Origin of the sequence: Paenibacillus sonchi, from assembly GCF_016772475.1 — a bacterium.
Classification (GTDB): domain Bacteria; phylum Bacillota; class Bacilli; order Paenibacillales; family Paenibacillaceae; genus Paenibacillus_AQ; species Paenibacillus_AQ sonchi.
In genome coordinates this window covers 4699102-4713859 of sequence record NZ_CP068595.1, presented here as the reverse complement: position 1 = coordinate 4713859, position 14758 = coordinate 4699102, and the positions used below count along the sequence as shown (strand labels likewise).

Annotated in this window: 14 protein-coding genes and 1 pseudogene; 4 read left to right on the top strand and 11 right to left on the bottom strand. The window is 50.6% G+C overall.

The genetic code is table 11. From position 1 onward, the window contains the following. Positions 1-129: 129 nt before the first annotated feature. Positions 130-588, bottom strand: a complete 459-nt coding sequence (locus JI735_RS20845; protein WP_039837936.1) for a DUF1801 domain-containing protein — start codon at positions 586-588, stop codon at positions 130-132. 192 nt (positions 589-780) lie between these two features. Here JI735_RS20845 and JI735_RS20840 point away from each other — a divergent pair, with 192 nt between their 5' ends. Next, positions 781-2472 (top strand): M3 family oligoendopeptidase, encoded by a 1692-nt coding sequence (locus JI735_RS20840; protein ID WP_039837935.1) that lies wholly within the window; start codon positions 781-783, stop codon positions 2470-2472. Between the two features lie 172 nt (positions 2473-2644). Here the strand turns inward: JI735_RS20840 and JI735_RS20835 are convergent, their stop codons facing one another. Both JI735_RS20835 and JI735_RS20830 read right to left on the bottom strand, forming a co-directional pair. Then, a complete protein-coding gene (locus JI735_RS20835; RefSeq protein ID WP_039837934.1) occupies positions 2645-3028 on the bottom strand; it encodes an iron chaperone in 384 nt (127 codons plus the stop codon). Between the two features lie 27 nt (positions 3029-3055). Beyond that, positions 3056-3643, bottom strand: coding sequence for a TetR/AcrR family transcriptional regulator (locus JI735_RS20830; protein WP_039837933.1), 588 nt, complete (start codon positions 3641-3643; stop codon positions 3056-3058). 119 nt (positions 3644-3762) lie between these two features. Between JI735_RS20830 and JI735_RS20825 the strand changes: the two genes are divergently transcribed. Next, a complete protein-coding gene (locus tag JI735_RS20825) occupies positions 3763-4302 on the top strand; it encodes a hypothetical protein (RefSeq protein ID WP_039837932.1) in 540 nt (179 codons plus the stop codon). 240 nt (positions 4303-4542) lie between these two features. Here JI735_RS20825 and JI735_RS36125 read toward each other — a convergent pair whose 3' ends face one another. The 8 genes from JI735_RS36125 to JI735_RS20795 all read right to left on the bottom strand — a co-directional run bounded on the left by JI735_RS36125 (position 4543) and on the right by JI735_RS20795 (position 12654). Continuing rightward, positions 4543-4641, bottom strand: a complete 99-nt coding sequence (locus JI735_RS36125) for an RICIN domain-containing protein (RefSeq protein ID WP_233475989.1) — start codon at positions 4639-4641, stop codon at positions 4543-4545. 23 nt (positions 4642-4664) lie between these two features. Beyond that, on the bottom strand, positions 4665-5525 hold the full coding sequence (locus tag JI735_RS20820) for a glycoside hydrolase family 16 protein (protein WP_083886877.1): 861 nt from the start codon (positions 5523-5525) through the stop codon (positions 4665-4667). Between the two features lie 416 nt (positions 5526-5941). Next, entirely contained in the window at positions 5942-6595 is a 654-nt protein-coding gene (locus JI735_RS20815) for a hypothetical protein (RefSeq protein WP_051052126.1), read from the bottom strand. A gap of 400 nt (positions 6596-6995) precedes the next feature. After that, the gene (locus tag JI735_RS36120) at positions 6996-7211 is read right to left on the bottom strand and encodes a hypothetical protein (RefSeq protein WP_233182827.1); all 216 of its coding nucleotides are present in this window, start codon (positions 7209-7211) and stop codon (positions 6996-6998) included. 91 nt (positions 7212-7302) lie between these two features. Beyond that, the gene (locus tag JI735_RS20810) at positions 7303-8220 is read right to left on the bottom strand and encodes an IS110 family RNA-guided transposase (RefSeq protein WP_411829937.1); all 918 of its coding nucleotides are present in this window, start codon (positions 8218-8220) and stop codon (positions 7303-7305) included. Between the two features lie 782 nt (positions 8221-9002). Then, positions 9003-10298, bottom strand: coding sequence for an SMI1/KNR4 family protein (locus JI735_RS20805; protein WP_039834270.1), 1296 nt, complete (start codon positions 10296-10298; stop codon positions 9003-9005). Positions 10299-10347: 49 nt separating this feature from the next. Further along, positions 10348-11403 carry an Atu2307/SP_0267 family LLM class monooxygenase gene (locus tag JI735_RS20800; RefSeq protein WP_039834269.1) on the bottom strand — a complete coding sequence of 352 codons (1056 nt, stop codon included), beginning with the start codon at positions 11401-11403 and terminating at the stop codon, positions 10348-10350. Positions 11404-11583: 180 nt separating this feature from the next. After that, positions 11584-12654 (bottom strand): ABC transporter substrate-binding protein, encoded by a 1071-nt coding sequence (locus JI735_RS20795; protein ID WP_039834268.1) that lies wholly within the window; start codon positions 12652-12654, stop codon positions 11584-11586. A gap of 203 nt (positions 12655-12857) precedes the next feature. On the opposite strand from JI735_RS20795, the pseudogene JI735_RS20790 reads away from it, so the two are divergent. Then, positions 12858-13960: pseudogene (locus tag JI735_RS20790) on the top strand (FecCD family ABC transporter permease). After that, a complete protein-coding gene (locus JI735_RS20785; protein ID WP_039834266.1) occupies positions 13960-14727 on the top strand; it encodes an ABC transporter ATP-binding protein in 768 nt (255 codons plus the stop codon). The pseudogene JI735_RS20790 and the gene JI735_RS20785 overlap by 1 nt, the downstream one beginning before the upstream one ends. The last annotated feature ends 31 nt before the right edge of the window (positions 14728-14758 follow it).

The window sequence follows — 14758 nt, the reverse complement described above, 5'->3', positions numbered from 1 at the left end:
TCCTTTATTGTAATGTGGCAGGTGAAGCAGCGGTATGCCCAGTTTGTATGAAAAAAGTTTTTGCCCGCGCGGATTGCCGCATTACAATCGTGCACCTGAAGCGGCATCCTATGGATTAGATGGTCTGGCTTAGTGTCTGCCTGTTACTTTCTCGTACAACTGAATATATTCTTCCACAGTAACCTTCCTGCATAGTTCAGCGATGAGATCATAGGGAAGACTGTTTACTTTTTTGAACCGGACACAGGATTTACCCATATCCAGCTTGGTCTGGACATGTTTCGGATACTCCGCTTTGAACCATGTCAGCAGTTCAGGGAACATATACATCCCCATATGGTAGAGTGCAATAAAATTCTTCTGCGAGGCTATACTGACAAAGGGAAGCGGCTGCTCCGGATGAACATGATAGCCCGGCGCATAGAGCTGATGGGGAACTACATAGTTGATCATTCCGTAGGACATGGTTTCCTGGAACCCCTCAGGCAGGTTGACCTTAATCGTCTGTCTAAGCTTCGTTACGGCTTCCCTCCGTTCCTCCGGCAACTGGCTGATATAACCTTCAGGACTGCTTGATGCGTATTTCATCCTTGCTCCTCCCTTGTATGGACAAACCGTGATACAGAATAGTACCAATATACAAAGAGCCGGATGGATTAACAAGCGCTAATGCCTCTATAACTCTCGAGTTTCCTTTTACATAGTGCTTAAAACTCTTTCAGATAATATAATAAAATCGAAATGTTTAGGAAAGCTACCCGAAAGGATGTTGATGAATTCATGAAATTTAGCGAATACCGGTATGAACGTCCGGATGTTGCCAAGCTGAAGGTACGCTATGCCGAGCTTTTGAAAGGTCTTAGCGCCGATAGTCTGGAGGAGCAGAGAGCGGCTTTTAGCGAGTTCAACAAGCTGCGGAATGAATTTGATACGATGGCAACCCTGGTCAGCATCAGACACTCGATCAACACAGAAGATGAATTCTACAAAGCTGAGCAAGAGTACATGGATGAAGCGGGACCCGTTATTCAGGAGTATATAACCGACTTCTACCGGGCACTTGTGCAGTCCAGGTTCAGAGGCGAATTCGAACAAGAATGGGGCACACAGCTGCTACAGATTGCCGAAATTTCATTACGGACGTTCAGTCCGGAGATTATTGAAGACTTGCAGCTGGAGAATAAGCTCTCCACCGAATATAGCCAGATTATTGCTTCGGCGAAAATTCCGTTTGAGGGTGAGGAGCGCACCCTGCCGCAGCTCGCACCGTTCGAGCTGTCGACAGACCGCGGGATGCGCAAGCGCGCTTCGGAGGCCCGGTATCAATTCATGGCCGAGCATGAGGCTGAGTTTGACCGGATTTTTGACGAGCTGGTCAAGGTCCGTACCGGCATCGCCAAAAAACTCGGCTACAACAGCTTCGTTGAGCTTGGCTACGACCGGATGCTGCGTACCGACTACAATGCCGAAATGGTCGCCAATTTCCGCAAGCAGGTGCAGGATTATATCGTTCCGGTCTCCCGGAAGCTGAAGGAACGCCAGGCGGCCCGCCTGGGCCTGGAGCAGTTGAAATATTACGATGAAAGCCTGAATTTCAACAACGGAAACGCGACGCCGAAGGGTGATCCCGACTGGATTATTGCGAATGGCGCCAAAATGTACAAAGAGCTGTCTCCCGAAACCGATGAATTTTTCGGCTTCATGCTGGAGAATGAACTGATGGATCTCGTCAGCAAAAAAGGCAAGCAGGGCGGCGGCTACTGTACCTACCTCAGCTTGTATGAGGCGCCTTTCATTTTCTCTAATTTCAATGGAACCTCCGGGGATATCGATGTGCTGACTCATGAGGTGGGACACGCATTCCAGGTGTATCAGAGCCGCCATATTCATGTGCCCGAATACGCTTTTCCAACCTATGAGGCCGCCGAAATCCACTCGATGAGCATGGAGTTTTTCGCCTGGCCCTGGATGGATTTGTTCTTTGAAGAGGACGCCGCCAAGTACCGTTTCAACCATCTGGGTGACAGTCTGCAGTTCATCCCATACGGCGTTTCCGTAGATGAATTTCAACATTTTGTCTATGCCAATCCGGATGCGACACCTGCCGAGCGCAAGCAGGCCTGGCGTGAAATCGAGAAAAAGTATCTGCCACTGCGCGACTATGAAGACAACACTTATCTGGAGCAGGGCGGATTCTGGCAAAAACAAGCCCATATTTTCCGCTCCCCGTTCTACTATATAGACTATACGCTAGCCCAGCTCTGCGCCTTCCAGTTCTGGAAGCGGTCGAACGAGGATTTCACATCGGCCTGGGCCGATTATCTGCAGCTTTGCCAGGCCGGCGGAAGCCTGTCTTTCCTCCAGCTGGTCGAGCTAGCCGGACTGAAATCCCCCTTCGAGGATGGCAGCATCCGTTCCGTGATCGGCGATATTGAAAACTGGCTGAACAGCGTAGACGACAAGCAGCTGTAAGCTTAAGGATGGCTGCCCCGGAGGCTCCGGCTGGCAAAGGGCAGCCATTCCTAGTGGAAAAAGGGCCACTATACAAAAAGGAACCCGCATAAGCGGGCTCCTTTTTTGTATGCGGACGCGGGAATTCCTTCGCCTTTGCGGCCGCGTTTATTCTTTTGCCTTACTGTCACGTTCATTTCTTGGCCTTTGCCGCTGCCTTTTCCCGGTTTTCCGCCGCTCTGAATTTCACGATCCGGCTGATCAAATCAAGCGGCAGCGGCTTATCCAGCGGAAACTGCACAGACCCTTTGGCTCCCTTATACTGCGCCAGCTCCTCCTGAAAAGCCTCAATCCCGCTGGGGGCCGGATACAATCCGATATGTTTCTTGAAAGCCGCGAAATGCACCAGATTCCCGTGCAGGAAGAAGGTCGGCATCTGGTAGCTTATTTTCTCTTTAGCCTCCGGCGCCGCTTCATGAATTACCTTCCTTACCGCTTCAAGCTTCTCGCGGATTTCCGGGGGGGCTTGGGTAATATAATCGTCGATGGACTCATAGGTGATCTTAACAGGTTCCATAACCGGCTCCTCTCTGTTATCCCGTTCTTACCCCTTGCTTATGGAATCCAAATGACCAGTCAGCACGCGGATAATCCGCTGCTTATCCAGGCGCTCAGGCTCCAGCATTGCATGCAGGGCCAGTCCGTCAACCAATGCGTACAGCCTTTCAGCTTCCACGTCCCTATCCAGGTCTTCTTTCAATATTCCCTGCTCATCCAGAAATTCGACCATCTTGTGTATGCCCAGATAAATATTATCGTTCAGCCCGTCATACTCCTCATCCGTATATTTCAGATGAAAAACAAAAGCGAACCATACCTCCATCTCAGCCATGGTACTGTCATCTAGAGGAATCAGCTCCATCAGCACCCTGGTCACCTGCTCCTTGGGCGGCAAATCAAGTTGCAGGACAGTGTCAATCCTGGCTTGGGCCCGGTCCTTGACCAGATTCATGGCAAAAGCAAGCAGCTCATGCTGTGTAGAGAAATAATGGCGCAAGGCCCCAAGAGAAACTCCTGCTTCCTGCGCAATATTCCGTACGGTCGCCCCTTTCATTCCCTGATTCATGATGACGCGCCAGGTCGCTTCTGCAATATGCGATTTTCGCTCCGAATGATCCACAATTTTTGGCATAGCCCTATTGTAGCACACTTAAAACTTCTCGCGCAATTTAATAATACAATTGTATTATTTAAAATTTGCTGCTATAATTTCATGTATTAAGCGTATAAATTAGACATTAGGGGTGGATTATGAATTTCGTTGCCTGGGCGATTGTCGCCTGTGAGGTCTTATTCTGGGTTGTTATTCTTGCCGGTTTTTCAGCACGTTATCTATTCAAACGCCAGAAGCTGGGACTGTTCTTCCTCGCCCTGACTCCGGTTCTGGATCTGTTTCTGTTAATCATTGCCGGCATCGATTTGTACAACGGCGCTTCCGCCACTACGGCTCATGCAGTTGCAGCCATCTATATTTCCGTATCTATTGTGTTCGGCAAAAGCATGATCAGCTGGGCAGACGAACGCTTCCGCTATTATGTAACCAAGCAGGGGTCCCCGCCAGTCAAACGCTACGGTATGGAACATGCCAGACATTATTTCAAAAGCTGGCTGAAGCATTTGCTTGCTTTTCTGCTTGGGGCCGGGATTCTGTACGGACTCATGATCTGGATCGACGACCCGGCCCGTACGGAAGCGCTCTTTAGCATCCTGAAGGTATGGACCATTGTAGTTGGGATTGATCTCCTTATTTCAAGCTCATATTTTATCTGGCCGAGAAAAGCAAAAGCCTGAGCCGCCTGGATTCCCATGCCTAACTTCCAGCCGCCAGGCAAGTAGAAACGGCTACGCCGTCCTTATTAGGAGCCTATGCTTCCGAAGCAGCGATACAGAGTATCGCTTTCAGGTACCCGTTTCAGCGAGAAATAAAAGGATAATTTATAGCGTGAAGCATATAAATTCTTATATTTCAAAAAAACACACCATGCGGTGTGTTTTTTTCTTAAGACAAGATCCTCATTCATCCGCTGGGTGCTAGTTCACCTTGGTCAGAACCCACTTCTGGGCGTCGCTTCCGTTAGTCCATTGCTGGACCGCAGCCCCATCTGCCGTCGAAGAGCCCGATACATCCACGGCCAAACCGCTTGCTTAGGAGATCAGCTTGTAGTAGCCCCCGCCTGCATCTGTGATGCTCCGCCGCTCACGATGTTCGGCGCATTGGAGGCCTGATAGACACGCACATAGTCAACCAGCATTTGGGCCGGGAAAGGAGTAGCGGCATTGGGACTTCCAGGCCAGTTGCCTCCAACGGCCAGATTCAGCAGAAGGAACGACGGCTTCTGGAATTCCTCTGTATTTCCGGTCCCGTTTTCAATATAAAACTCATTAAACTGATTGCCATCCACAAACCAGCGGATATATTTCGCGTCCCACTCAATGCTGTACACATGATACTGGGAGAAGTCCAGAGTTCCGGATATCTGCCCGTAATCGGCCTGGCCGTTCGCATCCCAGTGCACCGTTCCGTTGACAAAAGCATTGTTATTCACACGTTCCATAATATCCGTTTCCCCGCATTTGGGCCAGCCCACGCCGGGTACGTCAATATTGGTTCCCAGCATCCAAAAAGCCGGCCATAACCCCTGACCTGAAGGGAGCTTGATTCTGGCTTCGATTTTCCCGTAAGTAAAGCTCTTCTTGCCTTGTGTTTTTATACGTGCAGAGGTATAGCTGCTGCCGTTGTAGGACTCCTTCAATGCCGTAATCACGAGATTGCCGCCTGTGACCTGCAGATTCTGCGGACGGTTGGTGTAATATTGCAGCTCATTATTCCCCCATCCGCTGTTTCCGGTACCGATTTCGGCAGTCCAGTTGGATGTGTTCAGGGATGTACCGTCGAATTCGTCGCTCCATGCCAGATTCCAATTCGTAGCCGCGTGCGCATTGCCTGAGGGAAACAACGTAATCAGGAGTGCAAACATCACCAGCAAGCTAAGCATTTTACCTCTTTTCAACATCTTATTCCTCCTCGAATGTTACAACTATTTCAATACACGCCGCGCGGACGTGCACTTGAAACCCGACTGTCTTGCATATGTATGGCTTCCACATTAACCAGCCTGCAGTTGCAGGTTTAGTATTTCCGCCGTTTGGAGCTCCGTATCCCCAACCAGTTTCGTTCCTCCCGCAAAATGTCCCCCGCTGCCGCAACCGCTTTCGTAACGCCTCTCTTTGCATTGTATATATCCGCCACCCATAATATTCCTGTTATTCCATAAGCTCCTCTTCCGCTTTGCCGAATTTCCTAAGCCGCGAACAGGAATGCATACACCGTCCCGGCAAGAGAGTAACCTTATATTTCAAAAAAACAGACCTCTACCTTATACTGGAAGAGGTCTGTTTCGGCATTATTTACGGTAAAAAACAGAATGGCTTACTCCATGCCATGTTCTTTCCGGATGTTGTACAAGCCTTGAAGCAGCAGCTCGGACGGATCGCGGTTCAGCTGCAGATGGATTAACAGCATATGCAGCGGAATAGCGCATACGTTATTGCCTTCGGTAACCGCCGGAAATCCGGCTTCAAACACCGGACCATGGGTTTCATTCCAGGCGAGCCCGGCATGAACCTGCTCGGGTGCAAATTCTTCACGCACGGCTTCAATACAATGCGGCACCAGCACGTTATCGATCATCGCCTTGGCTTCTTCTTCACTGGTTGGAGGCGGTGTGAGGGGTTTGCCCCCCTTAACCTTCATCAAGTCGATGAAAAACGAAGCCATCCAGACATTCGGACTGTTGTTCGTCTGGAATCTCGTGACCAGTTCATGGAGGAAAAATCCGCAGGAATAGACATCCTTCGCTTCATCCAATACATGAAATACAAATACCGGGCCATAAACCTCCATGTTCATCACTTGGCCCTGAACTTCATTGAAATGCATCTTAAGGGCCACGATACCATTATGGTGAACCGCCTTTACAAGCTCAGCCATCTGCTCTTCAGTCATGGTTTGCTGTGTGCTGGTTGCTTCTTCGCCTGTTTGTACTTCATTCGTTGCTTCGTCAGTCGTTGACTTATTGTTCATTATCATATTCACCCCACTTCCTATCATACCATCCCAGGGCTGTAAGCGACATCTTGTTATGGACAAGACATGCAATTGACAATTTTGCAAGTAAAAACGGCTGTGCCGTCCTCCACGGGACAGCGCAGCCGTCTTGGTTGGTTCTAGCGTTGCCGGGAGAACGACTCCCCATGAATCCTACGGCAACTCTTGAAGTGGAAAAAGGTTACCTAATTTGCCGAAGTACCCTACCCTTGGGCAGATGAAGTGCAAAAAGGGACACTAATTCAGCTCATTTCACCATTGTTCAAGAAATGTAGCCCAATTTATACGAAAATAACTTTTCCGCTTCACAGCTCGAAAGTGAATTTCGCTTTAAAGATTCCCTAAATCGGAACTTCATTTTTTTAAAAAGTGGTTATCATGTGGTAGGTGTCAGTTCCACTTGGTAGCCTAGCTTTTGAAGTTTTTTAATCAGGTAGTTTGCGGTCTGCTCTGGGGTGTTCAGATATTCCGTCCCGAGCTCTGTATAGGGGACTTTATCCCGAAGCATCACATACATGATTCGGATCATCGCATGGGCTAATGCGATGATGGCTTTCTGTTTTCCTGCCCGTTTCACGATCCGGCTGTACATGGCGGAAAGCCGATTATTCTTGGACTTACTCGCCGCCCAAGCACACTGGACGAGTACGGCTTTCAGACCTCGGTTCCCGCGTTTGTTCTTTTTACTTTTTTTTACCGGCACTCTCATGGTTGGCTGGACACACCCCCACCCAAGAGGCCAGGTGGGCTTCGCTTGGAAAAGGAGACATGTCGGTACCCAGTTCCGCCACGATGCTCGCCGCCGCATCGGTGCTCACGCCTGGAACGGTATCCAGCAGTTCAATTTCCTTCATGTATGGCTGCACCAGTTCCTCAATTTCAGCTTCCAACGTCTGGATTTCACTCTCCAGATACTGCAAATGTTCCAAATGACGCCGGATCATCTTCCGGTGATGCAGGCGCAGTCGGCCGTTCAATGCCTCCACAAGGGAAGGCACCTTCATCTTCAGCCGGGTATGAACCAGCTTGCGGACCTCATGCACATCCAGCACTTCGCCATTCACCATCGAGTCCAGTAGCGCACGCCCGGAAACGCCAAAAAGATCGGAGACATACGTGGTCAGTTTAAGGTTGGCATCTTGTAGAATTTTGTGAATCCGGTTCTTTTCTTGCGTCGCGTTTTGCTTAAGTTTGCGCAGATACCGGGTAAGGTCACGCAAATCGCGGATGGGCTCGTCCGGGACAAAGCTTCCCTCAATCAAGCCGCAGCGGTGGAGCTTGGCGATCCACTCGGCATCCTTGACGTCAGTCTTCTTCCCGGGCATATTGCGGATACGATGCGGGTTGGCCAGCGTGATCGTACAGGTGCTCTCCAGAATGTTCCATACGGGTTTCCAAAAGACCCCTGTACTTTCCATGGCAATCTCGGTACATCCCTGCTGCTCCAGCCACTCCTGTAACCTCAAAAGCTCACGGGTTGTGGTTCCAAACGTCTCGGTCACGGACCTGGGTTTCTTCTCCAGGGGGCCACTCAGCAGACAAACCACCACTGTCTCCTGATGAATATCCAACCCGGCACAACGTTCACGAATGGCATCCATATTCCCTACCTCCAAGCCAAAAGTATGCGTGGATCATGCAACCTAAAGAGATAAAATTTTATACACGTGCTCATGGCAACACTCGGCGATCCTCGTCGTTGCAGTGGGTCAGATTAGGTTTCGGGATGTTTCACCAATATTGAATCGACCTCTGATCCACGGCACAATTTTACCAAATATTCACTCTGACTTCACCTGATTTTCATGACCGACGGTGGCCGCCAGGCCATGGGTGATTAGGTTTACTTTTTCCACTTAACTCTCAGAACTTCTTAATTTTCGGAAAAATAAGTTCCCTTTTTCCAACTAGCACCTGCGAGGAAGCCGGTAAAGACGGATCGCCCTATTCCTTCGCGATCGATCCGCAGCCGTTACGGACAGGGGAGCCGTTATGGATAGAAGATTCGTCTATTCCGCAGGACTACGGACTCAGATGCCCTTATTTGTCCCTTTCCCCTTTATTCCTGGCTCCATCGAACGATCTAACGGCTCCTGAGTCCGTAACTGCTGAAAAAGTAAGATTTTTGGCAAAATAAGGGCTCCTCTGTCCGTTTCAGTCCGCCGATGGAGCCCTATCCTCCTGCATCGCGTATATTCCTGTGAGGCTTCCAAGATATCCACATTATTCCACAATGTATTACAGTTAAATAAGGGGGAAGTCAGTTCCCACAAAACATATAAATTCTTATCTTGCAAGTAAAAACGGCTATGCCGTCCTTATAAGGACGGTGCCTGTTTCAGCGGGAAACAGAAGGATAACTTATAGCGCGAAGCAAATAAGCTTAAGCCAGCCGCCCAAGTGCATCGCGGACAGCCTGCTTTTCCTTTTTCAGCACAGCTTCATCCAGCGCCTGTTCCAGCAGATTACGGATCTGCCGCAATTCTGCAGCGCTAAAGAATGTAGCCCCGGTATTGTCATACAAAACAGGAAACGCAGCAATAACGATCTGGCGCTGGACGTCACTCCCGCCAAGCCATTGTATAATGTCAGACGGCGCGGGCTGCGAGAGGACAAATAGTGTATCCCACCCGCCATAAGGAAAAGCGGTCTTGTCCTCCATCCACCCAATCACCCTGCGGCTGTGAAAATCCTGCAGCAGCGAGTTCGCTTGATAACCGCTCAGCTGTTGCGTTTCCGCCAATCCCTCCAGCAAGCAGAAGACACGCTCCAACCCCTCATCCTCCGGAAGGCAATGAGCAGACAGATAAGCAAGTGTACTCCGGCTTACTGCAAGGGACGAAGTCCCTGACCAGAGTGAGCGTACGAATTCCGCTGCTTTTTCCTTAAGCGCATCCCCCGCAAGACAAAGGATGGCTTCTTTTTTGGAGCTGTCACGCTCCTGCCCCGCCCGTTCCAAAAAAGCCTGCAGCACCTCTTCAGCATGATACCGGCCAAAAGCTTCAGCGGTCTCCTGAGCCATCCCGAACATTTCTGCATAGCGAAGGAGTAAAGGGAGCTCCTTCTGTGCCTGCGCCAGAGTCAACGTCAAATATTCATTCAACCAGGCCATCCATTGTCTGCTGGCGGGCTTCTCCGGGTCCAACCCGGCCTCACCGCAAAATTCAGGATACTGCCATTCCTCCGCACCTACACAACCCAGCGCCGTAATCTTGTCAATGAACTCTGTGATCGACGGTGCCAGGAACAGATATTCCGCCGTTTCGTGGGCCCAATGCACAACTGCGGTTCCAGAGGCGCTATGCAAATCCAGCAGCAGCTCATCCCCGTTACCTGCCGGATGAAAGCTGAGATACCGCTGCGTCTCCCCGGAATCTTCTTCGCCGGGAGGGACAAAAAAATCCAGCCGGTCCGCATCCCAGCCCAATTCTCCGCTCACCTCAAAGGGAAGGAGTGCTGTGTCTGGCAGATTCCAATAGACATAAGCTTGACCCGCCCCCTCTTTCAGCAGGGTACGCAGCTCCTGCGGCAGCCGGATTCCAAGTCTCAACTCCGTTTCAGCAAGCCCGCTTTCCGCCGCAGGAGGACCTGCGTTGAATTGGGTGTCCGCACCTTTTTGCTCAAGTGCCTGAATCAGCTCCTGCCATTGCCGTTTCCAGGCAGCCATTTGCTCTTTCATCAGAGCTTCCACCTCCCCAGGTTGTCAACAGTTGTGTATCATAGGTATCCTACAGGTTGGTCTTCTCCCAAAGCGCTACTTCCTCACGGACACGGGGCGCCACCTCGGTGCCGAGCAGCCTGATCGCTTCCATCACCTCGGCGTGGGGCATCGTGCCATGCGGAACATGCAGCAGAAATCTCGTAACGCCTACATGCTTGCGCAGACGAATGATTTTATCCGCTACACGTTCCGGGTCCCCCACATATAAAGCTCCGTCCAAGCTGCATGCCGCATCGTAATCCGTACGGTGATAAGGCGGAAGCCCCTTCTCCACGGCTCTAACATTCGTCCGCGCATAGGTGGACGGGAAAAATTGTTCCATCGCCTTCCGGGTATCCGCAGCAATAAATCCATGCGCATGCGCCGCAACCGGCAGCCGTGAGCTGTCATGGCCTGCATGGGCAGCAGCTTCTTGATAGAGCCTGACCTGTGATGCAAACTCCAGAGGCTGCACCGGTCCGATCATGGCCAGCGCAAAAGGCAGCCCTAGTGTTCCCGCACGGACTGCGGATTCAGGACTTCCCGCACTGGCAATCCATACCGGCAAAGGCCGCTGCACCGGACGCGGATAAATTCCCAGGTTATGTATGGCAGGTCTATGCCGGCCTTCCCAGCTCACTCTTTCGGACTGCTGAAGCTTCATCAGCAAATCCAGCTTCTCTTCGAATAAGGTTTCATAGTCTTTCAGATCGCAGCCGAATAAAGGAAAGGACTCCGTAAACGAACCACGGCCCACCATAATCTCAGCCCGTCCGTCCGATATACTGTCCAGTGTGGCAAAATCCTGAAAGACGCGCACCGGATCGGCGGACGACAGGATCATCACCGCGCTGGTCAACCGGATTCGGGAGGTCAGGGGTGCCGCCGCAGCCATCACTACCGCAGGCGAGGATGCGGCAAAATCCGGACGGTGATGCTCCCCCACACCATATACATCCAGTCCCACCTGATCCGCGAGCACAATTTCTTCTACTACTTCACGGAGCCGCTCCGCATGGCTCATCGTTTCACCCGTGAATGCATCAGGTGTGGTTTCGACAAAAGTGCTGATTCCAAGTTCCACTATTTTGTTCCCCCAAGCTGTTGTCAAATTCAATTACTATATTCTATATCTTTATAGTTGAATATTCAAAATTAAAATTCCGCTAGATTTTATAGACATGCTGGCCGCAAAAAAACAGATCGGACCGTCACACGGATAACGGCCCAATCTGCTTCTAAAATACGGATTTCTTTACTCCCCTTATTGGTTAGCAGTTATTTGAGAAACCAGCTTCTCAGCCCCATCAAAGATGGAGTAGCTGTACCCCCAGAACTGGTTGAAGTCGATCGTATAAATGGTTTTGTTCTTAACAGCTTTCAGACTTTGCAGGGAAGGATCGGCATAAAAAGCCTTCAGCGTTTTCTCCGGGTCCACGCCTCCGGTATACACCGAGAGCAGCAGGACATCGGGGTTAGTTGCGATCAGCTGTTCTTTGCTGATTTCTCCTGTAACCGTACCGAAGCTGTTTTTGAGTCCCAGCAGACCAAGCACATCTCCGGCAAACGTGTCGGTGTTCCCGCTGTATACGGCAATTGCTCCGTTGCCGCCATCCGACACATAAGCAAAGGTCTTTTCCCCGCTGGCTGCAGCCTTATCCTGTAATGATTGTGCACGCTCTTTCAATTCAGCGATATAGGCGGCTGCATTCTCCTGCACATCAAAGATTTGCCCCAGCTGTTCAATGTCCTTGTACAAGCTGTCGAGTGTGGCTCCCTTAACACTGGTATTTTGCACGAATGTTTTGATGCCCAGTTCGTTCAATCCTTCTACAGTCCCGCTGCCCCAATCCGCATCCGCATACAGGTCACTGCGTCCCAGAACGAGATCAGGACTTGCGCCTACAACCAGCTCTTTACTTGCATATTCCTTGGAGATGACAGGAATCTTCTTGAATTCCTCCTGCACCGCCGGATCGCCCGCACCGTAAAGGGCGGCAACGCCGACCATTTTGTCGGTCAAGCCCAGCTTGATCAGCAGTTCAGCGGCTCCCTGGGTATTGGCTACCACTTTTTCGGGTGCCTTGTCAAAGGTTTGCGGCTTGGCCTTCCATTCCGTTCCTTCACCGTTATTGGTGTAGTTCTCAATAGTTAGCGGATATACCGTCTTGGTGCTTGGGGCAGCTTCCTGCGTACTGGCCGGAGCGCTGCTTGCAGGTGCAGCCGCTTCCCCCGGTTCATTCGCATTCTTCGTACCGGATGAACAAGCTGCAAGCATAACTGCCATTACCAAAACCGCCAGCAGCGGCACATATCTTTTAAATGATTTCTTCATTGCCCAAGTCCCCTTTTCTGTATGTACATTTGTGTATCCTGTATGATTTGTGACAAGACGGTGTCCTGCAAGGGATACAAACGTAGAATATAGAAAGTTGGACTGTCTGTCAATGAGAATAATTATCATTGACAATCATTCTCATTATGAATTATATTCTAAATTAAACACTAAACATATTGATTAAGGAGCCTTTTGAATCCATGCAAACTGAATCAGCGCAAACCGAACCGAAGCAGTCCATTATTCATACCCGTTATGGCTTTATGACCATCATAGGCATTCTGCTGATTATTACGATATTGTCAGCGGGCGCGGCTGTCTCCTTTGGACAGGTCGATATTCCCGTTTCGCAATCGTACCGGATTCTGCTCCACCACATCACGGGCATTCAAATCGGAGATATTCAGGAGCTGACCTCCGGTTCATTCGTCGATATTATATGGAAAATCCGCTTTCCCCGCGTTCTCATGGCCATGTTCATTGGTGCCGGGCTGACGCTGTGCGGAACCATTATGCAGGCGGCCGTACAGAACCCTCTCGCTGATCCATACATACTCGGTATCTCTTCCGGTGCATCGCTTGGAGCAACCTTCGCCATCCTGATCGGCTTTGGTTCTATGGGACTGCTGGGCCAGACAGGCGTCGCCTTCTGGGCTTTCGCGGGTGCGGTCGGCGCTTCGCTTCTGGTCTTGATTCTGGCCAGCGCAGGCGGCAAAATGACCTCCGTCAAACTCGTCCTGGCCGGCATGGTTATTAATGCTTTATGTACGGCCTTTGCCAACTTCATTGTCTACTTTGCCAACAATGCGGAAGGCATTAAGACTGTTACCTTCTGGACGATGGGCAGCCTCGCTGCTGCCAGCTGGGATAAGCTGCCGCTGATCTCGGCAGCTGTCGCAGCCGCCATTTTCTTTTTCCTGATGCAGTTCAGGGTTCTGAACGCCATGCTGCTTGGGGATGAAGCTGCGGTCACTCTGGGGATTCATCTGGGGTATTCCGCAAAGCCTATATGCTGATTACCGCGCTGATAACAGGGGTGATGGTGGCAAGCTGCGGCATGATCGGATTCGTGGGGCTCATTATTCCCCATTTGGTCAGAGGGCTGGTAGGCTCCGATCACCGGAGGCTGCTGCCTGCGTCCATTCTGTTCGGTGCGATCTTCCTGATCTGGACAGATGTGATCGCTCGGACGATTGTACCGAATGTGGAGCTCCCGATCGGGATCATCACCGCCTTGATTGGCGCCCCGATGTTCATGTACATGCTGATCAAAAAAGGCTACGCATTTGGAGGGAAAAACTAATGAATTTGAATGTTGAGCACTTAAGTGTATCTTTCGCCAATGCGAATATCGTAAAGGATGTCTCGCTGAAGGTCAGGAACAAACAATTCGTCGGCCTCATCGGCCCGAACGGCTGCGGGAAATCCACTCTTCTCAAAAGCATTTATAAAGTCATCAAACCGAGCCAGGGCAAGGTATCCCTGTCTGAAATGAATCTGATGAAATCCAGTCCCCGGCTCGTGGCGCAAAAGCTGGGGGTCGTCGGCCAGTTCAACGAACTGAGCTTTGACTTCACCGTGCGGGAAATGGTCGCGATGGGCAGAACCCCGCATAAAGGGATGCTGGAGACCGACAATCAAGAGGATGCAAATATTGTCTCGTCGGCTCTGCACAAGGTCAATCTGGAAGGTTATGCAGACCGCAGCTATAATTCATTGTCAGGTGGAGAGAAGCAGCGTGTAATTCTCGCCCGGGTTCTGGCCCAGCAGCCGGAATTCATGATTCTGGATGAACCCACCAATCATCTGGATATCAAATATCAGCTGCAAATTTTAAATATCGTCAAAAAGCTTGACATCGGCATTCTCGCTGCGCTCCATGATCTCACCCTTGCTGCGGAATACTGCGACTATCTGTATGTGATGAAAAAAGGCCAAGTGGCCGCCTGCGGGAAGCCTGAGGATATATTGACGAAGGAATTAATCGGCCAGGTATTCGATGTGGCCTGCGAGACTTACCGCAACCCTGTAACCGGGGCGCTTGGCATTGCTTATCTGGAGGCACAGTAAGTATTGCTGAGGAATAATGGATGTAGAAAGT